The following is a 24,978-nucleotide window of genomic DNA, read 5'->3' as shown; positions in this document are numbered from 1 at the left end:
AATGACTGAACAACTGAACACTGCTGAAAAACGTGCGGTCATCCTGCTGTCCGGTGGCCTGGACTCGGCGACCGTCGTGGCCATGGCGCGCGCCGAAGGCTACAGCTGCTACACCATGAGCTTTGACTACGGTCAGCGCTCTCACGCCGAACTGCACGCCGCCGAGCGTGTGGCGCGGGACCTGGGTGTGGTCGAGCACAAGGTGATCGGTCTGAACCTGAACGGCATGGGCGGCTCGGCGCTGACCGACAGCAGCATCGATATTCCGGAAGAGTTGGGTGAGGGCATTCCGGTGACTTACGTGCCTGCGCGTAACACGGTGTTCCTGTCCCTGGCCCTGGGCTGGGCTGAAGTACTCGGCGCACGTGACATCTTCATCGGTGTCAATGCGGTGGATTACTCCGGTTACCCGGACTGCCGTCCCGAGTTCATCGAGTCGTTCGAGCGCATGGCCAACCTGGCAACCAAGGCCGGCGTGGAAGGCAATGGCTTCCGCATCCAGGCGCCGCTGCAAAACCTCAGCAAGGCGCAGATCGTCCAGGCCGGCGTTAAGCTTGGCGTGGATTATGGTCTGACCGTTTCCTGCTATCAGGCCGACGATAACGGTCGTGCCTGCGGCAAGTGCGACAGCTGCCGACTGCGTGCAGAAGGCTTTGCGGCGGCCGGAATCAGCGATCCAACCCCTTATTTTTGATTTATTTCAAAATAGGTGTTGAATAGTCCTTAAAAATCAGTATTATACGCGCCACCACACAGCGGGTCGTTAGCTCAGTTGGTAGAGCAGTTGGCTTTTAACCAATTGGTCGTAGGTTCGAATCCCACACGACCCACCATTTTTGGCGGTTTAGAAAATCCGGAAGGCCCACGCAAGTGAGGATTTCCGGGTTTTTTTTTGCCTGAAATTCAGTGCTGGCAGGTCTGGAGGGTGGGGCTTTCGCTAAGGTATCAGTGGTTGCCCGGTTTTACCGCGTCGCCGCGATTTTCAGTTCCCACGGTTTAAAACTCAGCCACAACAACACCCCTGGTACCTGCAACGCGATCATCACTCCCAGCGACCACTGATAAGCCTCCACTGGATGTCCTTGTCCAGATCTTGGCCACAGATTCAGGATTTCCCCCATCAACCATTGCAAGACGAACGCCAATACGAACACTACCAGGTTGAACGACGAACTGACCCGCCCGGCAAGTTCAGGGGATACCGACTGAGCCACGATCGCGTAGTTCATGGTGGTGGAAGTGCCGAAGAAGCTGAACCCCATAGCAATCAGTAGCGGCGATACGGGTAGTCCGCTGATCATCAGTGATTGAAATACGATGAAGATTGAAACCCCGGCGCCGCACACCATGATCGGCTGCACACCAAAGCGCCGCAGGTAGTCGGTGAACGAGCCGAAGGCCAGCGAGCCTGCCACCATCGCCACGGTGCCCCAGAGCAAGGTGTTGGCCATACTGGACTCGTTCAAATGTGCGACATCGCGTAGCCACGGCCCCATCCATAGCGACAGCACCGACATGTAGATCGCATGGGCAAACACCGAGTACAACGCCAGTCGCCAAAATACCCAGGAGGAGTAAAGCCTTCCCACTGCCTTGGACATTTCGGCAAGAGTGGTGTGTTTGGGGTTGTAGGTGCGCGGCACGCTCCGATGAATGACTACGCAGACGAACAAAGTCAGCAGCGCCAGAATCAAGAATGCTTCACGCCATGAGATCCACTTGAGCAGTTCATGCAACGGCGTGGTGGACGCCATTGCGCCCAAGCCGCCCACAGATAACAGGCATGCTGTACTCAGCGGCAGGCGTTCGGCAGGCAGCCAGATGGCACACGCTTTGATCGCACTCATCAGCGAGCCAGCAACACCTAGGCCGATCAGGCCGCGACCAATGATCAAGCCCAGTTCCGTATGGGAGAAGCTGAAAATCAGCGAGCCCAACACAGCGAACAGCAGCATGGGTGCCTGCACGCTACGCGGACCGTAGCGGTCGAGCATGACCCCCAGCGGAATCTGCGCTGCGGCGAAAGTCAGAAAGTACACACCGGTAAGCAGGCCCAGGCTGCTGGCGGGCAGGTGCAGTTCCCGCTCCAGATCCACATAGATCAAGGCGTTGACCGTGCGAAACAGGTAGGACACAAAATGCCCGAGGCCAAAGGGGATGAATATGGTCAAAAACAAGTACAAAAACGAGTGTCTGGTTTCCTGGTCGGCTTTTGCGCAAGAGCCTGAATTCTCGTTACTCATGTCGCAAGAGCCTCGCATGTGGAAAATGTCGTGCGTATTTCACAGCAGAAACGCCCCCGCTCTTCTTCAAGCCATAGCCCATCAGGGCACGGTCTCATTTCTGAGAACTTTACGTGGACAGCGTTCCTCAGGGCGTTGCTGATGCCGTCTAAGGACAACGGGTTATCGACGTCGAGGAGGCCCAAGTATGTGAGGATTTCCGGATTTTTTTCTGCCTGCGATTTAATTCAGCGATGCGCCAGGCTGCGCAGGTCAGAATCATCTTTTGCATCCGTCGGATATTCTGTAGCCTTGCGCAGCTTCAACGCTGTCCGTGCCTGATGAATACTCACTTTCCCGGCGGTACCCTGTAGGGTCCGGAGCCGGGTGTATACTCGACTTTCGCGCGAATGCGCCTGCAGGTCTTGCGAACATGACGCAAATTTCCGAACGCCTTCTGGTTCAAGCCCACCTCGACGCCAAGCAGCCCAAGCCGCTGACCGCCGATGAAGAGGCTTATTACCGTGCCGCCATCGCTGCCGAGCTCAAGGCTCAGGACGCGGTGCTGGTGGCCCACTTCTATTGTGACCCTGTCATTCAGGCGCTGGCCGAAGAGACGGGCGGCTGTGTCTCCGACTCGCTGGAGATGGCCCGTTTCGGCAACGCCCATCCGGCCAAGACCGTGGTCGTCGCCGGCGTGAAGTTCATGGGTGAGACCGCCAAGATCCTCAACCCCGAAAAACGCGTGCTGATGCCGACGCTCGAAGCGACCTGTTCGCTCGACCTGGGTTGCCCGGTGGACGAATTTTCCGCGTTCTGCGATCAACACCCGGAACGCACGGTGGTGGTGTACGCCAACACTTCGGCTGCGGTAAAGGCCCGAGCGGATTGGGTGGTGACCTCAAGCTGTGCGCTGGAAATCGTCGAAAGCCTGATGGACAACGGCGAGACCATCATCTGGGGCCCGGACAAGCACCTGGGGACCTACATCCAGCGCCAGACCGGTGCTGACATGCTGCTGTGGGACGGTGCCTGCATCGTTCACGAAGAGTTCAAGTCCAAGCAGCTTGAAGACATGAAGGCGCTGTACCCGGATGCTGCGATCCTGGTGCACCCGGAGTCGCCGACATCGGTGATTGAACTGGCCGATGCCGTGGGTTCCACCAGTCAGTTGATCGCGGCGGCACAGAGCCTGCCGAACAAGACGCTGATCGTGGCGACCGACCGCGGCATCTTCTACAAGATGCAGCAGCTGTGCCCGGACAAGGTCTTTATCGAAGCCCCGACGGCAGGTAACGGCGCGGCGTGCCGCAGTTGTGCACATTGCCCGTGGATGGCCATGAACACCCTTGAGCGCACGCTCAAGGCGTTGAAGGAAGGGGCGAACGAGATCTTTGTCGACCCGGCGCTGATCCCTCAGGCGATCCGACCGCTCAAGCGCATGCTTGATTTCACTGCTGCAGCCCGGATGAAACTCGCGGGTAACGCCTGAGATCTTTCAGGTAAGCCGCAAAAACTGTGGGAGCGAGCTTGCTCGCGATGAGGGCGTGTCAGTTGACACTAATGTCTGCTGTCAGGCCGCCATCGCGAGCAAGCTCGCTCCCACAGTGGTTTTCGATCAGTTCAATTACTTGGTTTTTTTCGGAATCCGCACCAGCCGGGTGTTGGAATACATGTCCTGCCAACTGCGTTTCTGTTTGTCGAACAACGACCAGAAGAATCCCAGACCAACACACAGCACCGAAGCAAGCGACACGACAAAGCGCAGCAACGCCTGCCACAGGCTGATGGATGAGCCATCGGCGTTCTGCACGCGGATGCACCAGACCTGCATGCCCAGCGTCTGACCGGACCAGGTCCAGAATTTGGCGAAGAAGCCGAACAGTACGAACAACAGCACCGTCGAGAGCAGGGGATCGCCGTCCAGCGCACCCGCTTCGGTCAGGGTGCGCATCCTTTCTTCGCCGATGATCGCCATCTGGATCATCTTGTAGATGCCGCTGGTGACGATCAGCAGGGCGGTACACAGCAGGAAATCATAGAACATGGCTGCCAGGCGACGACCCAGGCCAGCGGCAGGAAAGTCGCCCTGGGGAGTAAGCAGGTGTTTCGACATGGCAGGCTCTCGGCGAAAAAAGAAGCCATTTTACGGATTTACGCGCACAAAAAAGCCCCTGATGTCAGCATCAGGGGCTTTTTCGTTACAGAAGATTAGGCTTCTGCTTGTACTTCGTCAGCCTGCATGCCTTTCTGGCCCTGCACGGCGATGAAAGTCACTTTCTGGCCTTCTTTCAGGCTCTTGAAGCCGTTGCCCTGGATAGCGCGGAAATGCACGAACAGATCCGGACCGCTTTCAGGAGTGATAAAACCAAAACCTTTCTCGTCGTTAAACCACTTGACGGTACCGCTCTGACGTTGGGACATTTCTTATTTCCTTTGACGCAAAAATTAATGACAGTCTCCTTCTCATGAAAGAGTACTGGGGCTGGTTGCAGGAGAGTAAGAAGACGTCGAACGGGATGTAGCTAACTTGTAGGCTACTGCCCAGGTCACGATTCCAAGCGACCCATGCAAACACAGTGAACAAACTCTACGCCAACTACGGGAGAAAAAACAAGCCCTGTGAAGGCCCCGTATTTCCTCAGGTTGATGGCAAAGTAAGTCCACTAGCGGGGGCTTATTCCCTGGTCTTGTTCAGTTGTTTTCGATCGTTATAAGCAAAGTTCATAATCGAAGCTTATAGCCAAACGATGCACTGTTATATGGCGGTTGCGTTACACATTAGTGCACCGTTAACGCAACCGCGTTACTTATAGGAACATTCAATCAGCCGCGATAGTAGCGTTGTGGAACAAATGGCATTTTGCTTACAAGCAAAGGCACCTTTTTCCCACGAACGATCGCCCAGACCTGTGTGTCCAGTGCGATATAAGCGCTGTCGACATAACCCATGGCCAGCGGCCCGCCCAGGGTTGGCCCGAAACCGCCGCTGCAGACGCTACCGATGATGTCGCCGGCTTCGTTGACGATCTCGGCGCCTTCACGCACGGGTGTACGTTCCTGTGGTAACAAACCCACACGTTTGCGGTTCACGCCTGCCTGTTGCTGGGCGAATACGGTTTCGGCGCCAGGGAAGCCACCGGCCCGTGCGCCATCAGTGCGACGTGGCTTGGAGATCGCCCACAGCAGGCTTGCCTCGATTGGGGTGGTGTCGGTGTTCATGTCGTGGCCGTACAGGCACAAACCCGCTTCCAGGCGCAGGGAGTCGCGGGCGCCAAGGCCGATGGCGGCCACTTCGGCCTCAGCGAGCAGTGCGCGAGCCAGGGCTTCGGCGTTCGCGGCGGGTACGGAAATTTCGAAACCGTCTTCACCGGTGTAACCCGAACGGCTGACAAAGCAGTCCACGCCCAGCAGCTTCGCGCGGGCGAACTGCATGAAGGTCATCTTCGCAACTGTAGGTGCCAGGCGTGCCAGCACGGTCACTGCAGCCGGGCCTTGCAAGGCGAGCAGGGCGCGCTCTTCGAACAGCGGCTCGATCGTGCACTGGTCGCCAATGTGCTTGCGCAGGTGGGCCAGGTCCTGGTCCTTGCAGGCGGCGTTGACCACCAGGAACAGTTCGTCGTTGCCCAGGTTGGCGACCATCAGGTCGTCGAGAATGCCGCCGGTCGCATTGGTGAACATCGCGTAGCGCTGCATGCCCACCGGCAGGTCGATGATGTCCACCGGCACCAGGGTTTCCAGGGCCTTGGCGGCATTGGCGCCGGTCAGGCGAATCTGGCCCATGTGCGAGACATCGAACAGCCCGGCCTGGTCGCGGGTGTGCTGGTGTTCTTTCATCACGCCCAGCGGGTACTGCACGGGCATGTCGTAGCCGGCGAACGGCACCATGCGCGCGCCGAGTTCGATGTGCAGTGCGTGCAACGGGGTTTTCAACAGTTGTTCGGTGGACATATTCAGCTCCTGAAGAAGGGTGCAGATGAGCGCACATCAGCACTCGATAATGTTGACCGCCAAACCGCCACGGGCGGTTTCCTTGTATTTGCTTTTCATGTCGGCGCCGGTCTGGCGCATGGTGCGAATGACCTTGTCGAGGGAAACGAAGTGTTGCCCGTCGCCGCGCAGGGCCATGCGCACGGCATTGATGGCCTTGACCGAGCCCATGGCGTTGCGCTCGATGCAAGGCACTTGCACCAGCCCGCCAATCGGGTCGCAGGTCAGTCCGAGGTTGTGTTCCATGCCGATTTCCGCGGCGTTCTCCACTTGTTGCACAGTGCCGCCAAGCACTTCGCACAAGGCACCGGCGGCCATCGAGCAGGCAACGCCGACTTCGCCCTGGCAGCCGACTTCGGCGCCGGAGATCGAAGCGTTTTCCTTGTACAGAATGCCGATGGCCGCGGCAGTGAGCAGAAAACGCACCACGCCGTCGTCATTGGAACCCGGGATAAAGCGCATGTAGTAATGCAGCACCGCTGGAATGATCCCGGCCGCGCCGTTGGTGGGGGCGGTGACCACGCGCCCGCCATTGGCGTTTTCTTCATTGACCGCCAGGGCGTACAGGTTGACCCAGTCGAGCACCGACAGCGGGTCGCGCAACGACGATTCCGGGTTCTTGCACAACTGCCGATGCAGCGCGGCGGCCCGGCGCTTGACCTTCAGCCCGCCGGGCAGGATGCCTTCATTACGGCATCCGGCGGCGACGCAGTCCTGCATCACTTGCCAGATGTTCAGCAGGCCGGCGCGGGTTTCCGCTTCCGGGCGCCAGGCGCTTTCGTTGGTCAGCATCACCTGGCTGATCGACAGCCCGTATTTGACGCAATGACCGAGAAGATCCTTGGCACTTTTGAACGGAAAGGTCAGGGGAGTGGCGTCTTCGACGATGCGATCGGCGCCGGCGGCGTCCTCATCGACCACAAAACCGCCGCCGACCGAGTAGTACTCGCGGCTGCGGACTTGCAGGCCGGCTGCGTCGAAGGCGCGGAAAATCATGCCGTTGGGGTGATACGCCAACGGTTTGCGAATCATCGCCAGGTGTTCTTTCTCGTTGAACGCAATGCTGTGTTCGCCGAGCAGGTTCAAGCGTCCGTTGCTGCGGATTTCTTGCAGGCGCGCGGCGACGGTTTCCGTATCCACGGTGTCCGGGTGTTCACCTTCCAGGCCCAGCAACACAGCCTTGTCACTGCCGTGGCCTTTGCCGGTGGCGCCGAGCGAGCCGTACAGCTCGACCTTGACGCAGGTGGTGGCCGTCAGCAGCCCTTCACGACGCAGGCCTTCGACGAAACGCACAGCGGCGCGCATCGGGCCGACGGTGTGGGAGCTGGAGGGGCCGATGCCAATCTTGAACAGGTCGAACACGCTTAACGACATGGTGGTTCTCCGGTTTCTTGTTATAGGCGTATCACGGGAGATGCTTTGCGTAGGAGCTGCCGCAGGCTGCGATCTTTTGATCCTGTTTTTTCAAGATCAAGATCAAAAGATCGCAGCCTGCGGCAGCTCCTACAGGGTATTGCGGTGTATCTGAAAGAGGGGGCGAGTAAACCCGCCCCCTCTTTCGTTTAAGCGTAGCTTTCGATCGACGGGCAGGCGCAGACCAGGTTGCGGTCGCCGAACACGTTGTCGACGCGACCGACCGGCGGCCAGTACTTGCCTTCGATCAGCGACGCAACCGGGTACACCGCTTGCTCACGGCTGTACGGGTGAGACCACTCGCCGACCAGTTCCTTGGCGGTGTGCGGGGCGTTTTTCAGCGGGTTGTCGTCCTTGTCCAGGGTGCCGTTTTCCACTGCGCGGACTTCTTCGCGGATGCGGATCATGGCGTCGCAGAAACGGTCCAGTTCTTCCTTGGATTCGCTTTCGGTCGGCTCGATCATCAGCGTGCCGGCCACCGGGAACGACATGGTCGGCGCGTGGAAACCGAAGTCGATCAGGCGCTTGGCGACGTCATCGACGCTGATGCCGCTGCTGTCTTTCAGTGGGCGCAGGTCGAGGATGCACTCATGCGCCACCAGACCGTTGCTGCCGGTGTACAGAACCGGGTAGTGCTCTTCGAGGCGACGGGAGATGTAGTTGGCATTGAGGATCGCCAGCTGCGAAGCACGCTTGAGGCCCGCGCCACCCATCATACGAATGTACATCCAGGTGATCGGCAGAATGCTTGCGCTGCCGAACGGTGCCGCGCAAACGGCGCCTTCCTTGCGCTCCATCTGTGCGTGGCCCGGCAGGAATGGCGCCAGGTGCGATTTCACACCGATCGGGCCGACGCCCGGGCCGCCACCGCCGTGGGGGATGCAGAAGGTCTTGTGCAGGTTCAGGTGCGAAACGTCGCCGCCGAACTTGCCCGGGGCGCAGAGGCCGACCATGGCGTTCATGTTGGCGCCGTCGATGTACACCTGGCCGCCGTTGTCATGAACGATGCCGCAGATTTCGCGGATGCCTTCTTCGAACACACCGTGGGTCGACGGGTAGGTGATCATCAGCGCGGCGAGGTGTTCGCGGTGCTCGATAGCCTTGGCGCGCAGGTCTTCGATGTCGACGTTGCCACGGGCATCGCAGGCGGTGACGACCACACGCATGCCGGCCATTTGTGCGGTGGCCGGGTTGGTGCCGTGGGCCGACGACGGGATCAGGCAGATGTCGCGACGGTCTTCGCCACGGCTCTGGTGGTAGGCACGGATCGCCAGCAGACCTGCGTATTCACCCTGGGAGCCGGCGTTCGGTTGCAGCGAAACCGAGTCATAACCGGTGGCGGCGCAGAGCATCGCTTCCAGCTCGTCGGTCAATTGCTGGTAGCCGGCGCTTTGCTCGGCCGGGGCGAACGGGTGCAGGGCACCGAACTCGGCCCAGGTCACCGGGATCATTTCGCTGGCGGCGTTGAGTTTCATGGTGCACGAACCCAGCGGGATCATGGTGCGGTCCAGCGCCAGGTCCTTGTCCGCCAGTTTGCGCAGGTAACGCATCAGCTCGGTTTCCGAGTGATAGCGGTTGAACACCGGGTGGCTGAGGATCGGCGACTGGCGCACCAGCGTGGCCGGGATGGCGCTCTGCACCGAGGCGGCGAGGGCGGCGAAGTCCGGCAGGGCCTTGCCGTCGGACAGCAGGCTCCACAGGGTTTCAACGTCGGCCTGAGTGGTGGTTTCGTCCAGGGACAGGCCCAGGCGCTCACCATCGACCACGCGCAGGTTGATGCGCTGGGCGTGCGCCTTGTCGTGCAGGGCGGCGGTTTGCGCGCCGGTCTTCACGGTCAGGGTGTCGAAGAAGCTCGCTTGCTCGACGCTCAGGCCCAATGCGCTCAAGCCTTTGGCCAGGATCGCAGTCAGGTGATGCACGCGATTGGCGATTTGCGTCAGGCCTTTTGGACCGTGGTACACGGCGTACATGCTGGCGATGTTGGCCAGCAGCACTTGCGCGGTGCAGATGTTGCTGGTGGCTTTCTCGCGACGGATGTGTTGCTCGCGGGTCTGCATGGCCAGGCGCAGGGCCGGGTTGCCGAAACGGTCTACGGAAACACCGACCAGGCGGCCCGGCATGTCACGCTTGAACGCGTCCTTGGTGGAGAAGTACGCCGCGTGCGGGCCACCGAAGCCCAGCGGCACGCCGAAGCGCTGTGCGCTGCCGATGGCCACGTCGGCGCCGAATTCGCCCGGCGCGGTCAGCACGGTCAGGGCCAGCAGGTCGGCAGCCACGGCAACGAGGGCATTGGCGGCGTGGAAGCGTTCGGTCAGCTCGCGGTAATCGAACACGTCACCGTTGCTCGCCGGGTATTGCAGCAGTGCGCCGAAGAACGGCGTCACGTCAGTCAGTTCGCGCTCGTCGCCAACCACCACGTCGATGCCCAGGGGCTCGGCACGGGTGCGCAGTACGTCGAGGGTCTGCGGGTGGCAATGCACGGAGGCGAAGAAGGCGTGGCTGCCCTTGTTCTTGCTCAGGCGTTTGCAGAAGGTCATGGCTTCGGCAGCGGCGGTGGCTTCGTCCAGCAGCGAGGCATTGGCGATCGGCAGGCCGGTGAGGTCGCTGATCAGGGTCTGGAAGTTCAGCAGCGCTTCGAGACGGCCTTGGGAGATTTCTGGCTGGTACGGGGTGTAGGCGGTGTACCAGGCCGGGTTTTCGAGCAGGTTGCGCAGGATCGGCGACGGCGTGTGGGTGCCGTAGTAGCCCTGGCCGATGAAGGTCTTGAACAGCTGGTTTTTAGTCGCGATGGACTTGATCAAGGCCAGGGCATCGGCTTCGCTCAAACCGTCTTCCAGGCCGAGGACGCTGGTGCCCTTGATGCTGTCGGGAATCACGCTGGCGCTCAGGGCTTCCAGGGAGTCGAAGCCGAGGCTGTTGAGCATGGCTTGCTCGTCACCGGCGCGCGGGCCGATGTGACGGGCGATGAATTCGTTGGCGGTGGTCAGATTTATTTGAGTCATGTCGGTGCTCCTCAGGCTTGGGCTTTGATCAGGCGGTCGTAGGCGTCCTGATCCAGCAGTTGGCCGACAGCGGTGGCGTCGCTTGGTTTAAAGCGGAAGAACCAGCCTTCGCCCAGCGGATCTTCGTTGACCAGTTCAGGGCTGCTGTCGAGCGCCGGGTTCACTTCCAGCACTTCGCCGTCCAGCGGCATGTACACGCCGCTGGCAGCCTTGACCGATTCCACGGTGGCGGCTTCGGCGCCTTTGTCGTAGGACTGCAGCTCAGGCAGTTGAACGAAAACCACGTCGCCCAGGGCGTTCTGTGCGAAAGCGGTGATGCCGACTGTGACGCTGCCGTCAGCTTCGGTGCGCAGCCATTCGTGATCTTCAGTAAAACGCAACTCGCTCATGGAAACTCCTAAGGGGCCAGACTCGTCTGGTGGACGCGATTGAATGCTTGGGCGATGCCCGGGTTATGGGGGAGTACATAGCAAGAACACGGCCAACGTTGTTTTTATTGTTATTGATCAATGATTTAGGTGGTTTTGACAAAGGCTGAAATTCAATCGTTGTAGCGAAATCGATACGGCATATGTCTAGGATGAAAGCCGAGGTGGATCAAAGCCTTGCACAGCCGTGACCGGAGAGGGGTGTAGCGATATCGTTCCGCTGTAGCGCTTTCAGTACAGATGGAGGTCGTTTTTGGCGCGGTTTCATGCTGGACACAAAACCTGTGGGAGCGAGCTTGCTCGCGATAGCGGTGGGTCAGTCACCATCAATGTTGAAGTTCTGACGCCATCGTCGGAACGCCGCCCGGAGCAAGCTCGCTCCCACAGGGATCTGCGGTGGATTGGACATTGAGGCCTCAGGCCTTGCCGGGAATGCCGTACTTGCGCAACCGATGGGCAATCGCGGTGTGGGAGGTTTGCAGGCGGGTCGCCAGTTGCCGGGTCGAGGGATAGCTGATGTAGAGCTTTTCCAGCAGGGTTTTCTCGAACTCGTCCATGGCCTGTTCCAGGCTGTCGACGTCATGGTCGTTCTGGCGCGCTACCGAGGTGCCGGCGATGTCGAGGTCGCCAATGTCCACTAGGCTGCTTTCGCAAATCGCCGCGGCGCGGAAGATCACGTTCTGCAATTGCCGCACGTTGCCCGGCCAGCGGTTGCCCAGCAGCGCCGGATAAGTGCCCGGCGCCAGGCGACAGATCGGGCGCTGGATCTGCGCGCAGGCCTGCTGCATGAAATAGCGGGCCAGCAGCAGGATGTCCTGGCCGCGCTCGCGCAGGGGAGGCACTTCAACGTTGAGGACGTTGAGGCGATAGAACAGGTCTTCGCGGAACAGGCCTTCGCTGACCATTTTTTCCAGGTCGCGGTGGGTCGCGCTGAGGATCCGTACGTTGACCTTGACCTCACGGTCACCGCCGACCCGGCGAAAACTGCCGTCGTTGAGGAAACGCAGCAATTTGGCCTGCAAGTACGGCGACATCTCGCCGATTTCATCGAGAAACACCGTGCCCTGGTTGGCCAGTTCCATCAGTCCTGGCTTACCGCCTCGCTGCGCGCCGGTGAAAGCGCCGGGGGCGTAGCCGAACAGTTCGCTTTCGGCGAGGTTCTCTGGCAATGCCGCGCAATTCAACGCCAGAAACGGTGAACTGTGCCGGGCGCTGATGGCGTGGCAGGCCCGGGCCACCAGTTCCTTGCCGGTGCCGGTTTCGCCCTGGATCAGCAGCGGTGCATCGAGGGCCGCCACCCGCTGGGCGCGCGCCTTGAGGGTGCGGATCACCGGGGACTCGCCGAGCAGTGCGTCGAAACCTTCGGCGTGGTCATGGTGCAGCGCGGAAAGGCGTTCGCCGATGCGGTTCGGTTGATACAGGGTCAGCAGGGCGCCGGCGTCGGTGATCGGTGTGGCGTCGAGCAATAAGGTCTGGCCGTTGACGGTGATTTCCCGCAGCGGCAGGCGAAAGCCGTGTTCGAGCAGGGCGTCGAGCAAGGCCGGGTCGGCAAACAGCTCGGCCACGCTTTCACCGTCCGGTTCGCGGCCGTACAGGGCGATGAGGGCCGGGTTGGCCAGCAGCACCTTGCCGTCGCTGTCCAGTGCCAGCACCGGGTCGGTCATGGCTGCCAGCAAGGCGTCGAGCTGCAAGTGCCGGCGCTGGCCGGGCAGGATGTCGACCACCGTCACCGCTTGCACGCCACGCACGCTGAACAGGGCATCGCGCAGTTCCTCGAGCACTTGCGCGCTCAGGGTCGGGGCGTCGATATAAACATTGGGCGGGACCATTTCCACCGCATCCAGGTTCAGATTGCGCCCGCCGAGCAGGGCCAGGACTTCCTGGGTGATACCGACGCGGTCGATGAAGCTGACGTGGATACGCATGGGGCGGTCTTGGGTTCTGCAGTGCGGAGGGTGGCAAGTATGCCTTGGGGCGGGCTAATGGTGAAATGTGCCGCCGATATTCAGGACGACATTATCCCCTGTGGGAGCGAGCTTGCTCGCGATGGCAGTGTGTCAGTCAACATCAATGTTGGATGACAGGCCGCTATCGCGAGCAAGCTCGCTCCCACAGTGATCGGTGGTGTTCACAGAATCCGGGGTTATTCCAGGTGCTCGGGTTTGACCGGGTCGCCCGATTTCATGTTCAGCTGCACCCGCACATCTTCGAACATGGCGTCGTAATGTTTGTGCACCGAACCGATGTTGCTATGGGTTTTCGGGACACCGTACTTCTCGGCAATCTTGGTGACGTTGCTGGCGAAGTTGTAGGCCATGTCCTTGGGCAGGAAGAACGACTCGCTCATGTCTTTGTTCTGAATGCTGCCGTGCATTTTGAACAGCATCCCTTTGCCTTCCTTGGGATCCTGGCTGACTTCATAGTCGAGGTAGATGTTGTAGCTGACGTCGTCCTTGTTCAGCGCGTGTCGCTCGATGTGCAGGTGACCCGGCTCGAACGTTGCCATTGTTGACTCTCCTTCAAAAGGTCTTGAATCAGGGCAGGCCTCAGGCCGGCCCCGCAGTTTTGTTTACTGATAGCTGATGCCCGGTGTCGCCGTACTGATGCGTGTGCCGGCCTTGCCCTGGACGATCGCTTCGATGTCCGCGAGCGAGCCGATCACCGCCACTTTTCCAGTATGGCGCGCGAATTCGCAGGCTGCCTGCACCTTCGGTCCCATGGAGCCGGCGGCGAAGCCGAGTTTTTCCATTTCGTCGGGGTGTGCCTGGGCAATGGCTTTCTGCGTGGGTTTGCCAAAATCGATGAAGGCGGCGTTGACGTCGGTGGCGATCACCAGCAGATCGGCTTCAAGCTGTTCGGCCAGCAGTGCCGAGCACAGGTCTTTGTCGATGACCGCTTCGACGCCTTCGAGTTTGCCGGGCGAGGTATACATGGTCGGAATGCCGCCGCCGCCGGCGCAGATCACGATGCTGCTTTTTTCCAGCAGCCATTTGATCGGACGGATTTCGAAGATGCGTTTCGGTTTCGGGCTGGCAACCACGCGGCGATATTTGTCGCCGTCCGGGGCAATGGTCCAGCCTTTTTCAGCAGCGAGTTTTTCCGCATCGGCCTTGCTGTAGACCGGGCCGATGGGCTTGGTGGGGTTCTTGAAGGCCGGGTCATTGGCATCGACTTCGACCTGGGTCAGCAAGGTCGCAAAGGGCACTTCGAAGTCCAGCAGGTTGCCCAGTTCCTGTTCGATGATGTAGCCGATCATGCCTTCGGTTTCGGCACCGAGCACGTCCAGCGGGTAAGGGGTGACGGAGGTGTAGGCCGCCGCTTGCAATGACAGCAGGCCAACTTGCGGGCCATTGCCGTGGGCGATGACCAGTTGGTTGCCGGGATGGATCCTGGCGATCTGTTCGGTGGCGATCCGGATGTTGACGCGCTGGTTGTCAGCGGTCATCGGTTCGCCGCGGCGGAGCAGGGCATTACCGCCAAGAGCTACGACGATGCGCATGGTGCAGTCCTTCTAGTAAAAAGGTTGCAGGCACTCTGTCTCCCGGTGGGAACCCGATCAATGTGGGAGCGAGCTTGCTCGCGATGACTCTTTCACATTCAACACATTTGTTGACTGTTACTCCGCTATCGCGAGCAAGCTCGCTCCCACAGGGGGGTATGTTCCGTCAGTGGGAGCCGAGTGAGCCGTTATAGATCCGCCAGCGTCGACACCAGAATCGCCTTGATCGTGTGCATGCGGTTTTCCGCTTGCTCGAATGCGATGCAGGCCGGCGACTCGAACACGTCATCGGTCACTTCGATGCCGTTCTTCAGGTGCGGGTACTGTTCGGCAATCTGCTTGCCGATCTTGGTATCACTGTTGTGGAACGCCGGCAGGCAGTGCATGAACTTGGTGCGCGGGTTGCCGGTGGCTTTCATCAGTTCGGCGTTGACCTGATACGGCAGCAGTTGCTGGATGCGCTCGGCCCAGGCTTCGACCGGCTCGCCCATCGACACCCACACGTCGGTATGGATGAAGTCCACGCCCTTGACGGCGGCTTTCGGGTCTTCGGTGAGGGTGATGCGCGCGCCGCTTTCTTCTGCGTATTGCTTGCAGCGAGCCACCAGGTCGTCCGCCGGCCACAGGGCTTTCGGCGCGCAGATGCGCACGTCCATGCCGAGCTTGGCGCCGATCAGCAGCAGCGAGTTGCCCATGTTGTTACGCGCATCGCCGAGATAGGCGTAGCTGATCTCGTGGATCGGCTTGTCGGCGTGTTCGCGCATGGTCAGCACGTCGGCGATCATTTGCGTTGGGTGGTATTCGTCGGTCAGGCCGTTGAACACCGGCACACCGGCGAACTTGGCCAGTTCCTCAACGATTTCCTGCTTGAAGCCACGGTACTCGATGGCATCGTACATGCGCCCGAGCACACGGGCGGTGTCCTTCATGCTTTCCTTGTGGCCGATCTGCGAAGAGTTCGGGTCGATGTAGGTGACGTTGGCGCCCTGGTCATAGGCTGCAACTTCGAACGCACAGCGGGTGCGGGTCGAGGTCTTTTCGAAGATCAGCGCGATGTTGTTGCCCTTGAGATGCTGCTGTTCGGTGCCGGTGTACTTGGCACGCTTGAGGTCGCGGGACAGGTCGAGCAGGTAGCGCAATTCGCGAGGGGTGTGGTGTTCCAGGCTCAGCAGATTGCGGTTATGGATATTGAACGCCATTTTGGATCTCCTAAGGTGAACAGGTTAGTAGTCAATCGGGTCGCGGATGATCGGGCAGGTCATGCAATGGCCGCCGCCCCGTCCCCGGCCGAGTTCGCCGGCGCTGATGGTGATGACCTCCACACCGGCCTTGCGCAGCAGGGTGTTGGTGTAGGTGTTGCGGTCATAGCCGATGACCACGCCCGGTTCCACGGCCACTACGTTGTTGCCGTCGTCCCATTGCTCGCGTTCGGCGGCGAAGCTGTTGCCGCCGGTTTCCACCACGCGCAAAGCTTTGAGGTTCAGGGCCTGGGCCACGGTATCGAGGAAGTTGGTTTCTTCGCGACGGATGTCGATGCCACCGGCCTTGCTTTCATCGGGGCGCAGGGTGAAGGCGACAATCTGGTTCACCACTTCCGGGAAGATCGTGACGAGGTCGCGATCGCAGAAGCTGAACACGGTGTCCAGGTGCATCGCCGCGCGGGATTTCGGCAGGCCGGCGACGATCACTTTCTCGACGGCCTTGTTTTTGAACAGGTTCACCGCCAGTTGCGCAATGGCTTGGCGCGACGAGCGTTCGCCCATACCGATCAACACCACGCCGTTGCCGATCGGCATCACATCACCGCCCTCAAGGGTGGCGTTGCCATGGTCTTTGTCCGGGTCGCCGTACCAGATCTGGAAGTCGGCGTTGGTGAACGCGGGGTGGAATTTGTAGATGGCGGTGGTCAGCAGGGTTTCCTGACGGCGCGCCGGCCAGTACATCGGGTTGAGGGTGACGCCACCGTAGATCCAGCAGGTGGTATCGCGGGTGAACTGGGTGTTGGGCAGCGGCGGCAGGATGAAGCTGGAGTTGCCGAGGAAGTCGCGGAACATCTCGATGGCCTTGCCACCGAAACTGGTCGGCAGATCATCGCCCGATACGCCGCCGATCAGGAACTCGGCGATCTTGCGCGGCTCCAGGCTGCGCAGCCACGAGGCGGTTTCGTTGATCAGGCCCAGACCCACCGAGTTGGCGGTGATCTTGCGCTCCAGGATCCAGTCCAGGGCTTCGGGGATGGCGACGATGTCGGTCAGCAGGTTGTGCATTTCCAGCACATCGATGTTGCGTTCGCGCATCTTGGTGACGAAGTCGAAGTGGTCGCGCTTGGCCTGGGCCACCCACAGCACATCATCGAACAGCAGTTCATCGCAGTTGTTCGGGGTCAGCCGCTGATGGGCAAGTCCTGGGGAGCAAACCATGACTTTGCGCAGTTTGCCGGCTTCGGAATGGACGCCGTACTTAACTTTTTCCGTGGTCATTACAGTGATCCTCCAGATGACAAAACAAGGGAGTTACAGAGTCAGGAAGCCGTCATAGAGACCGTAGGCCGCCACCACGGCACCGACGACCACCGCAGCGAAAACCAGCTTCTCGACGTTGGTGAAAACCGGTTTGTTGATTTCCAGCTTGGCCTTGGCGAACAGGATCACGCCGGGGGCGTAGAGCAGGGCAGACAGCAGCAGGTACTTGATGCCGCCGGCGTACAGCAGCCAGATCGCGTAGACCAGGGCCACGGCGCCGATGATGAGATCCTTCTGCCGTTCGCCCGCCGCGCCTTCGTAGCTTTCGCCACGCACCGCCAACAGCAACGCGTAGGCCGCCGACCACAGGTACGGCACCAGGATCATCGAGGTGGCGAGGTAGATCAGCGACAGGTAAGTGCTGGCGGAGAACAGCGTGATGATCAGGAAAATCTGCACCATGGCGTTGGTCAGCCACAGGGCGTTGACCGGTACATGGTTGGCGTTTTCCTTGCGCAAAAACGCCGGCATGGTGTGGTCCCTGGCGGCGGCGAACATGATCTCCGCGCACAGCAGCACCCACGACAGCAACGCCCCCAGCAACGAGATGATCAAACCGACGCTGATCAGCACCGCACCCCAGTGACCGACCACGTGTTCCAGCACGGCGGCCATTGAGGGGTTCTGCAGTTTGGCCAGTTCCGGCTGGGTCATGATCCCCAGCGACAGCACGTTGACCAGCACTAAAAACAGCAGCACGGTGACGAAGCCGATCACAGTGGCCTTACCCACATCGCTGCGCTTTTCCGCCCGGGCCGAAAAGATGCTCGCGCCTTCGATGCCGATGAACACCCACACGGTGACCAGCATCATTTTGCGTACCTGGTCCATCACGCTGCCCAGGTCCGGGTTCTTCAGGCCCCAGATGTCGGCGGTGAAGATGTCCAGTTTGAAGGCGAACAATGCAATCAACATGAACAGCAGCAGCGGCACGATCTTGGCGACGGTGGTCACCAGGTTGATGAACGCTGCTTCCTTTATTCCTCGCAGTACGAGGAAATGTACGGCCCAAAGCAGCACCGAGGCGCCGATCACGGCGGCAGGGGTATTCCCCTCCCCAAATAGCGGAAAGAAGTAGCCGAGCGTGCTGAACAGCAAGACGAAGTAGCCAACGTTGCCCAGCCAGGCACTGATCCAGTACCCCCAAGCGGACGAGAAGCCCATGTAGTCGCCGAAACCGGCCTTGGCGTAGGCGTAAACCCCGCCATCAAGGTCGGGTTTGCGGTTGGCCAGGGTCTGGAACACGAACGCCAGGGTGAGCATGCCGACGGCGGTGATCGCCCAACCGATCAGAATGGCGCCGACATCGGCACTGGCGGCCATGTTTTGTGGCAAGGAAAAGATCCCGCCACCAATCATCGAACCCACGACTAACGCAACCAGCGCGCCGAGTTTCAGTTTTCCGGGAGCTTCAGACATTGCATGACTCCAATGCAGGAGAAGAGAGGCAACAGACTAATTCCGTTGACTGCTCAATCAGCTGACTTAGATCACTAAATGAGAGCGTTCCCAGTTTGTTGGCGGAGTGCCATCATTTACAATGTTGCTGCCTGTAATGCCTGTTCTAGAGGCTTTTGCAGATTATTCAAGAACTTTTTAGCATTTGTTTCGAATTATGACGCTAGTTGGTTTTTCAAAATCTGCAAATTTTATTCATGCATTTTTTGTACTGAATTGATGTATTAAAAAGACGTATAAAACAAATGATTATATCGGTGTAAAAATAGCCATTTTGTGCAAGTAAAAAAGAAGTTTGTTGGCGTTATCCAATAAACGTTATTACTCTTCATCAGTTTAGTTGCCGCCCGTTATGTGACGACTTCGCGGCAGTTGCCGCCCCCAAAAATGGAGATGCAACGATGTCGCAATCACCGAACAAGCTTCGCCTGAGCGCGTTGATCGCGTTGGTGGTGGGTTCGATGATTGCTGGTATCGCTCTGGGTTATGCGGGGCTGGCGGCCTATGGCGTGTACAGCGGCTTGTTGAGTCTGTGAAGCTGTTGCTGGCGTACCAGCCACCCTATGACTGGCCGGCGCTGCTCGGGTTTTTGTCGGCGCGGGCGATTGTCGGGTTGGAAACGGTGGTCGACGGTGTGTATTCGCGCAGCATCGGTTTGAACGGTGCTTGCGGTATGTTCTCGATCCAGCCTGGCACCTTGGATGCCCTTGAGTTGACCCTGGATTTTCCTGATCCGGGCGCCGTCCCTGCAATCGTCGCAAGCGTGCGGCGGATGTTTGATCTGGACGCCGACCTGTCCACGATTCACCGGCACCTGGCAGTTGATCCGCTGCTGGCGCGGCTGATTGCCGAGCACCCCGGGCTGCGTGTGCCGGGGGCGTGGGATGGCCTGGAGTTGGCGATCCGCGCGGTACTGGGGCAGCAGATCACGGTGGTGGCGGCGATCAAATTGGCGGGGAAACTGGTGGCGCAGTACGGCACGCCATTCCATTCACGGTTGCCGGGGTTGACCCATGTGTTTCCCGAGGCCAGCGTTTTGGCAGGCGCAGATCTGGCCGCGCTGGGCATGCCGAAAAGCCGAGGCCGGACGTTGTCGGGGGTGGCCCAGGCATTACTCGATGATCCACGGTTGTTCGAGCCCGGTCGGGAGGGAGGCGTAGCGCGGTTATTGGCCTTGCACGGGATTGGCGACTGGACGGCGCAATACATTGCGTTGCGACAGTTGCGGGAGATGGATGGATTTCCCAATGGCGACGTGGGGTTGATCAATGCGTTGGCGGCGCTGGAGGGTGGGCCGGTGACGGCGCGGCAGCTTTTGGCGCGAGCCGAAAGCTGGCGGCCTTATCGAGGGTATGCGGCGCAGGTGCTGTGGACTTCGTTGAGTCGGGCGGACTGAGCTTGATCCGGATTCTGTGCTCAATGGTCTGGCGCCTTCGCTGGCAAGCCAGCTCCTACAGGTATTCGCGGTGCATGGACGAATACGATCTACTGTAGGAGCTGGCTTGCCAGCGAAGGCTATCTCACCGTCACCACCACTGCGCGCGATGGGAACCCAATTCAGTAGCAGGCAAGGCCCATTGCAAAGGCGTTCCCGTGATCCTCAGCGGAGCGTGCAACCGATGCGCCGGTCCCCACGGTGTTTGCTCAACTTGTATCCCCTGATCGTTTTGATCTTCGCCACGCAACGGTTCACTTGGGCCGGCACCTTGTTCGATCAACAACTTCGCCGTACGCGCCAACGACAACCGGGCCGATCCCCCCATCCCGCGGCTCAAGCGCTCTGCCAACAACCTGATCGCACTGGCCGCCATCAAATACCCGGTGGCGTGATCGAGGGCCTGGACCGGCAACGGTGTCGGCTTGTCCGCCTGTTTCCAGCGCATGCCCGCTTCGGCAATGCCGCTGCTCATCTGCACCAGGCTGTCGAAGCCCCTTCGGTTTTGCCAGGGGCCGATCCAGCCATAGGCGTTGAGGCAAACATCGATCAGGCCTGGGTTCAGTTGCCGGCGCTCATTCATGCCCAGGCCAAGTCGCTCCAGTGCATCGGCGCGATAACCGTGGAGCAGAATGTCGGCATCCTTGAGCAGGCATTCGAATATGCCGCGGTCGGACCTGTCATTCAGATCAAGACGCGCGCAGCGTTTTCCCAATGTGACTTCCGGCACCACCCCCGGCTCGTTCCAGGTCGGCGGATCGATGCGCAAGACATCAGCGCCCAGGCCGGCCAGAAAGCGGCTGGCGATGGGGCCTGCCAGCACCCGGGTCAAATCCAGCACCTTGATGCCAGACAGTGGCCGGGCCACTGAGCCCGCCCACGGTTTGTCGCTCTGGCCAGGGTGGCTGGTGAAATGAATCAAGGGTTCGGCATTTACCGCCTGGCCTTGAGGATGGGTCTGCCATTGATCCCAGGTGCGCATTTCGGCGGCACAGCCACCGGCATCGACCACCGCCTGCTCCAGCTCGCTTTTCGCCCATCGAGCCACTTTACCGGCCATCGCTGCGCGGTCGGTACAGGCACCGAGCACGCGTTCGGCAGCGGCGCGGTGGTGGGGTGCGTTGGTGTGCAGGCGAATCCAGCCATCGCGGGTGGCGTAGTCACCGGCCACCGCATCCCACAGCGGCGGAACGCTCCAGCCGATCGGGCGAATCGAGGTTGAGAACCAGAAGGACGCCAAACGCCGGTCAACTTCAAGATCGGGCAGGCGTCCGGTTTGTTGGTGCAGCAGTTCGCTGACGACCTGGCCGGCGGCAGCGATGCTGGCGCAGGCCAGATCCGTGACGGCAAACGCCGAGGGCAGGGCGCCGCTGGACGTGAATGGAATCGGATAGTGAGGCAAACCGAGTGCAGCTTGAATGGACGTGAGCAGATCAGTCATCGAAGGGCCCTCCGGAACGAGAGCCAGATCTTAGTCCAAAACATGGCTGGATCATGTGAAACCTTGTGGGAGCGAGCTTGCTCGCGATAGCGGTCTTTCAATCAACATTGATGTTGAATGTAATTCCGTCATCGCGAGCAAGCTCGCTCCCACAGGGGGATCTTCGGTCGGTGCTTTAAACGCGGAACTGATCCATCAACTTCATCTGCTGGGTGGTCAGGGCGTTGAGCTGGCTGCTGATCTGTGCCGATTCGGTGGCCTGGCCGGTCAGGGTTTCGGTGACGGTGCGGATCGCCGAGACGTTGCGGTTGACCTCTTCGGCCACGGTGCTTTGCTGCTCGGCGGCGCTGGCGATTTGCAGGTTCATGTCGCTGATCACGGTGACCGCGTCACTGATCTTGTTCAAGGCCTGGACCGCCTGCTTAATCTGCCCGGCGTTGTTGTGGGCCTGGGTCTGGCTTGAATGCATGGTCGCGACCACGCCGCGGGTGCCGGACTGGATGCGTTCGATCACCAGGCGAATTTCTTCCACCGAGTCCTGGGTACGCTTGGCCAGGTTGCGCACTTCATCGGCCACCACCGCAAAGCCGCGACCGCTCTCGCCGGCACGGGCGGCTTCAATCGCCGCGTTGAGCGCCAGCAGGTTGGTTTGATCGGCGATGCTGCGAATCACCTCCAGCACCGAGCCGATCTGCTCGCTGTTGACCGCGAGGGCTTCGACTTCGGTCACGGCCTTGCTGACTTCGTTGGCCAGTTGATTGATGTCGCGGGTGCTGCGCTCGATGATCGACATGCCGTCGCGGGCCGACTGGTCGGCACCCTTGGCGGCGTTGGCCGCGTTCGAGGCGCTGTTGGCGACATCGTGGGCGGTGGCGCTCATCTCGTTGGACGCGGTGGCGACCTGGTCGATTTCGCGGAATTGCACCTGCATGCCTTCGCTGGTCTGGCGGGCGATTTCTGAAGACTGGTCGGCGGTGCCACGGGCATCGGTGATGCTTTGCTTGATCTGCGCGATGGTCGGTTGCAGCTTGTCGAGGAAGCGGTTGAACCAGCTCACCAGTTCGCCCAGTTCGTCCTGCTTGCTGTAGTGCAGGCGCTGGGTCAGGTCGCCGTCGCCACTGGCAATCGCCTTGAGCATTTGTGCCACGCTGTTGATCGGCCGGGTCACGCCCGACGCGGTGAGCCACATCAGCAACAGCCCGAGCAGGCCGGCGATCACCGCCACCGACAGCGCCTTGATCGTGCCGCTTTGCTGGGCATCGTCGAGCACGGCCTGCAGCTTCACCGAGTCGGCCAGCAGCACTTGCCTGGGCAGGTCGATGACCACGGCCCAGGCCTTGGCATCGGCAATCGGACTCACCGGGTACACCGCGCGGATCAGGTCACCTTGCTGGAGAATCTTCGGCGCGCCAGTAGCGAGCAATTGCAGGATGTCCTTGCCATCCGCGCCCAGGGTGTCGCCGATGTTCTTGCCGACTTTACCGGCATCGACACTGTAGGCAGCCAGCACGCCAGTGCCGGAGACGATCAGCATGTGTCCGGCGCTGTTGAACAGCACGCGCTGGGAATCAACCGCCGCCGCTTGCAGGGCATCAAGGGCGATGTCGATACCGACCACGCCGATGGACTTGCCATCCACCAGCAGCGGTACGGAGATGGTGGTCATCAACACTTCCTTGCCGCCGACAGTATCGGCGTAGGGGTCGAGCAGGCAGGTGCGCTGGCTGTCCCGCGGGCAGGTGTACCAGACGTTGTACGGCGTGCCGCTGAGGTTCAGGGTGGTTTTGGTCATGTCCTCTTCGACCATGATGGTGTTCAGCGACTCACCACCGGCACGGCTCCAGTAGGTGGCAAAACGGCCGATCTCGTTAGACTGGCGGGCGGCGTCGTTGGCGAACTCGCTGTCCTTGCCGTCCAGGCCGTTGGGTTCGAACGCCAGCCAGATGCCCAGCACTTTGCCGTTGCGCTCAAAGGCGGTTTTCAGGCTCTGGTTCAACTCTTCACGCAGGGCGCCGGGCGCAAGCTCGCGCTTGGCGGCCAGGGTGCGCATGTCCTTGATCTGGTCCGCGAGGGCGGTCACCACCGTCAGGGTTTCACCGAAGGTCTTCTGCACCCGCACCGCTTGCTCGGCGGCTTTGGCCTGAAGCAGGTCCTGCACACTGGCGGTAAGCATTCTGCTGCTGGAATCGTTGACCAGGTCATCGTTCTGATTGGTCTGGTAAATGTTCATGCCCACTATCAAGGCGACTACACCCAGCAGGCACAGACCGGACAGCAGGACGATTTTCAGGCGAATGGACAGTGAGTCGAACATGAGGCGAACTCGCGAATGGATGAAGTGTTGGCTGTGGGCCGTTACGGCTCACTCGCTAAATCCATTTAGCGCCGATCAATGCACATCGGCGTGGCGCTGAGGTTACATGAGGGGCAACTCGACGAACGGTAGTGGTTGAACGTTTGCGCAGAAAAATGTGCCGAAAATGGGGGTAAAAATAGGAAAAAGCGCGGAGTCATTTCAGGGCAGTGGCGCCGAAAATGAAATTCACGAAATACATATGTACCGCTTCTCATTCAGGGCAGACCGCTTAAATGCGCAGGCCACCTCGGTGGAACGCTTGCGAAAGTTTTCGCTTCTGGCATCTGACAAAAAATAATGAGAAGGACTTCATGTGTATGACTTGTTTTAAAGGGATCGGGCTTCGCTCGGTGTTGTTGTTTTGGGGGATGTTATTGGCGGCAGGTGCGGCACCTGCGATGTCTTTTCTGAGCTCGGCAGCTGTTTCGGGTATCGCCTCTCAAATACCCTCTGCGGCCACGGTACTGCCGGACAAACTGAACACCCTCGAGGAAAGTCTGGCTGACGAAACGGATGTGAAGCAATACAGCTTCATGGCGTTACGGGGACAGGATGTGTGGATCCATGCGAGAGGGACGAAAGGCGGGCCATTGACGCTGGAATACAATCGCGATGGAATCTGGGCCGTAATCCCTTGGGGCACACCCTTTACGATTTCTGGCTTGCAGCCGGATCAGGAAGTTCAGGTTCGTATCTCGAAGAAGCCGTCTGCCCCGTTCGTGGCGGGTGATATCTACAAGCTCGAGTTTGGCTCTGCGCCTTACTACGCCGACAGTCGCGTCCAGGGCGATACCGGTGATCTGCGGCACTACTGGGCGACTACGCAGGCCTACAGAGTCTTGAACTGGTCGGTGCGGTTGAGGGATTCGACCGGGCAGCCGCTCGAAGGCGCTACCGCTACTTTGATATTGAACAAAGGGGCGGATGACGAGAAGTTTGCCCTTATAACGGATAGCACTGGCAGCGCTGCGCAAACCCTTGAGTTAGGCAGGTGTTACGGCCAGTTGAAGTCTGATCCTTTCTGGACCAGCAGTGGCAAGTATCGCTATCAGTGGGAAGTTGAATACAATCTGGGGCATTGGTCGATTCAGGTTCAAGACAAAGAGGATTCGGGGGTGGGAGGTTACAACGTGCCGAATGTTTCATTTGCTCAAATCTGCTATCAAAACATGTTGCGTAACTAGGTCTGTCATGTTTCCGGCAAAGCGCTCA

20 protein-coding genes, 1 tRNA gene and 1 pseudogene are annotated in these 24,978 nt (G+C 59.9%); 6 read left to right on the top strand and 16 right to left on the bottom strand.

Annotated elements, in window-relative coordinates:
- Nucleotide 1 precedes the first annotated feature (1 nt).
- Complete coding sequence (gene queC / locus AC1DKH_RS10200) at nucleotides 2-694, top strand: 7-cyano-7-deazaguanine synthase QueC (RefSeq protein ID WP_007982287.1); 693 nt, start codon at nucleotides 2-4, stop codon at nucleotides 692-694.
- Nucleotides 695-757: 63 nt separating this feature from the next.
- Nucleotides 758-833, top strand: a tRNA-Lys gene (locus AC1DKH_RS10195).
- A 129-nt stretch (nucleotides 834-962) separates the two neighbouring features.
- Here AC1DKH_RS10195 and AC1DKH_RS10190 read toward each other — a convergent pair.
- Nucleotides 963-2,243, bottom strand: coding sequence for an MFS transporter (locus AC1DKH_RS10190; RefSeq protein ID WP_477762782.1), 1,281 nt, complete (start codon nucleotides 2,241-2,243; stop codon nucleotides 963-965).
- A gap of 412 nt (nucleotides 2,244-2,655) precedes the next feature.
- On the opposite strand from AC1DKH_RS10190, the gene nadA reads away from it, so the two are divergent.
- A complete protein-coding gene (gene nadA / locus AC1DKH_RS10185) occupies nucleotides 2,656-3,714 on the top strand; it encodes a quinolinate synthase NadA (protein ID WP_110662488.1) in 1,059 nt (352 codons plus the stop codon).
- 135 nt (nucleotides 3,715-3,849) lie between these two features.
- On the opposite strand, the gene AC1DKH_RS10180 is transcribed toward nadA, so the two are convergent.
- The 12 genes from AC1DKH_RS10180 to arcD form a co-directional block, all read right to left on the bottom strand.
- Entirely contained in the window at nucleotides 3,850-4,338 is a 489-nt protein-coding gene (locus AC1DKH_RS10180) for an RDD family protein (protein WP_477798096.1), read from the bottom strand.
- A 95-nt stretch (nucleotides 4,339-4,433) separates the two neighbouring features.
- Entirely contained in the window at nucleotides 4,434-4,646 is a 213-nt protein-coding gene (locus AC1DKH_RS10175; protein ID WP_007977299.1) for a cold-shock protein, read from the bottom strand.
- 402 nt (nucleotides 4,647-5,048) lie between these two features.
- On the bottom strand, nucleotides 5,049-6,173 hold the full coding sequence (gene gcvT / locus AC1DKH_RS10170; protein ID WP_477798095.1) for a glycine cleavage system aminomethyltransferase GcvT: 1,125 nt from the start codon (nucleotides 6,171-6,173) through the stop codon (nucleotides 5,049-5,051).
- A 36-nt stretch (nucleotides 6,174-6,209) separates the two neighbouring features.
- Nucleotides 6,210-7,586, bottom strand: coding sequence for an L-serine ammonia-lyase (locus tag AC1DKH_RS10165; protein WP_477798094.1), 1,377 nt, complete (start codon nucleotides 7,584-7,586; stop codon nucleotides 6,210-6,212).
- A 188-nt stretch (nucleotides 7,587-7,774) separates the two neighbouring features.
- Nucleotides 7,775-10,627: an aminomethyl-transferring glycine dehydrogenase gene (gcvP, locus tag AC1DKH_RS10160; RefSeq protein ID WP_477798093.1), complete on the bottom strand. Its 2,853-nt coding sequence runs from the start codon at nucleotides 10,625-10,627 to the stop codon at nucleotides 7,775-7,777.
- Nucleotides 10,628-10,638: 11 nt separating this feature from the next.
- Entirely contained in the window at nucleotides 10,639-11,016 is a 378-nt protein-coding gene (gcvH, locus tag AC1DKH_RS10155; RefSeq protein WP_477798092.1) for a glycine cleavage system protein GcvH, read from the bottom strand.
- A 455-nt stretch (nucleotides 11,017-11,471) separates the two neighbouring features.
- Complete coding sequence (locus AC1DKH_RS10150; RefSeq protein WP_477798091.1) at nucleotides 11,472-12,980, bottom strand: sigma-54-dependent transcriptional regulator; 1,509 nt, start codon at nucleotides 12,978-12,980, stop codon at nucleotides 11,472-11,474.
- 218 nt (nucleotides 12,981-13,198) lie between these two features.
- Complete coding sequence (locus tag AC1DKH_RS10145) at nucleotides 13,199-13,561, bottom strand: DUF5064 family protein (RefSeq protein ID WP_477752518.1); 363 nt, start codon at nucleotides 13,559-13,561, stop codon at nucleotides 13,199-13,201.
- Nucleotides 13,562-13,624: 63 nt separating this feature from the next.
- On the bottom strand, nucleotides 13,625-14,554 hold the full coding sequence (gene arcC / locus AC1DKH_RS10140) for a carbamate kinase (protein WP_477798090.1): 930 nt from the start codon (nucleotides 14,552-14,554) through the stop codon (nucleotides 13,625-13,627).
- Nucleotides 14,555-14,742: 188 nt separating this feature from the next.
- On the bottom strand, nucleotides 14,743-15,753 hold the full coding sequence (locus tag AC1DKH_RS10135; RefSeq protein ID WP_046042231.1) for an ornithine carbamoyltransferase: 1,011 nt from the start codon (nucleotides 15,751-15,753) through the stop codon (nucleotides 14,743-14,745).
- A gap of 24 nt (nucleotides 15,754-15,777) precedes the next feature.
- Complete coding sequence (arcA, locus tag AC1DKH_RS10130; RefSeq protein WP_477752516.1) at nucleotides 15,778-17,034, bottom strand: arginine deiminase; 1,257 nt, start codon at nucleotides 17,032-17,034, stop codon at nucleotides 15,778-15,780.
- 33 nt (nucleotides 17,035-17,067) lie between these two features.
- Complete coding sequence (gene arcD, locus AC1DKH_RS10125) at nucleotides 17,068-18,495, bottom strand: arginine-ornithine antiporter (RefSeq protein ID WP_477752515.1); 1,428 nt, start codon at nucleotides 18,493-18,495, stop codon at nucleotides 17,068-17,070.
- Nucleotides 18,496-18,935: 440 nt separating this feature from the next.
- Here arcD and AC1DKH_RS10120 point away from each other — a divergent pair, with 440 nt between their 5' ends.
- Together AC1DKH_RS10120 and AC1DKH_RS10115 are read left to right on the top strand one after the other, a co-directional pair.
- Complete coding sequence (locus AC1DKH_RS10120) at nucleotides 18,936-19,070, top strand: hypothetical protein (RefSeq protein ID WP_477752567.1); 135 nt, start codon at nucleotides 18,936-18,938, stop codon at nucleotides 19,068-19,070.
- Complete coding sequence (locus AC1DKH_RS10115; RefSeq protein ID WP_477762791.1) at nucleotides 19,067-19,930, top strand: DNA-3-methyladenine glycosylase family protein; 864 nt, start codon at nucleotides 19,067-19,069, stop codon at nucleotides 19,928-19,930. Before AC1DKH_RS10120 ends, AC1DKH_RS10115 begins: the two co-directional genes overlap by 4 nt.
- A 130-nt stretch (nucleotides 19,931-20,060) precedes the next feature.
- Here the strand turns inward: AC1DKH_RS10115 and AC1DKH_RS10110 are convergent, their stop codons facing one another.
- The 3 genes and pseudogenes from AC1DKH_RS10110 to AC1DKH_RS10100 form a co-directional block, all read right to left on the bottom strand.
- Nucleotides 20,061-21,410, bottom strand: a complete 1,350-nt coding sequence (locus tag AC1DKH_RS10110) for a CoA transferase (RefSeq protein ID WP_477798089.1) — start codon at nucleotides 21,408-21,410, stop codon at nucleotides 20,061-20,063.
- A gap of 175 nt (nucleotides 21,411-21,585) precedes the next feature.
- Nucleotides 21,586-22,341 carry a methyl-accepting chemotaxis protein gene (locus AC1DKH_RS10105; RefSeq protein ID WP_477798155.1) on the bottom strand — a complete coding sequence of 252 codons (756 nt, stop codon included), beginning with the start codon at nucleotides 22,339-22,341 and terminating at the stop codon, nucleotides 21,586-21,588.
- Between the two features lie 102 nt (nucleotides 22,342-22,443).
- Nucleotides 22,444-23,460: pseudogene (locus tag AC1DKH_RS10100) on the bottom strand (methyl-accepting chemotaxis protein); the annotation flags it as partial.
- Between the two features lie 623 nt (nucleotides 23,461-24,083).
- Between AC1DKH_RS10100 and AC1DKH_RS10095 the strand changes: the two are divergent.
- Entirely contained in the window at nucleotides 24,084-24,950 is an 867-nt protein-coding gene (locus AC1DKH_RS10095) for a hypothetical protein (protein WP_477798088.1), read from the top strand.
- Nucleotides 24,951-24,978 lie beyond the last annotated feature (28 nt).

Source organism: Pseudomonas sp. 05L36 (genome assembly GCF_056398125.1).
Note: the sequence above shows the minus strand (reverse complement) of the source record. Positions and strands in the feature narration are given on the sequence as shown.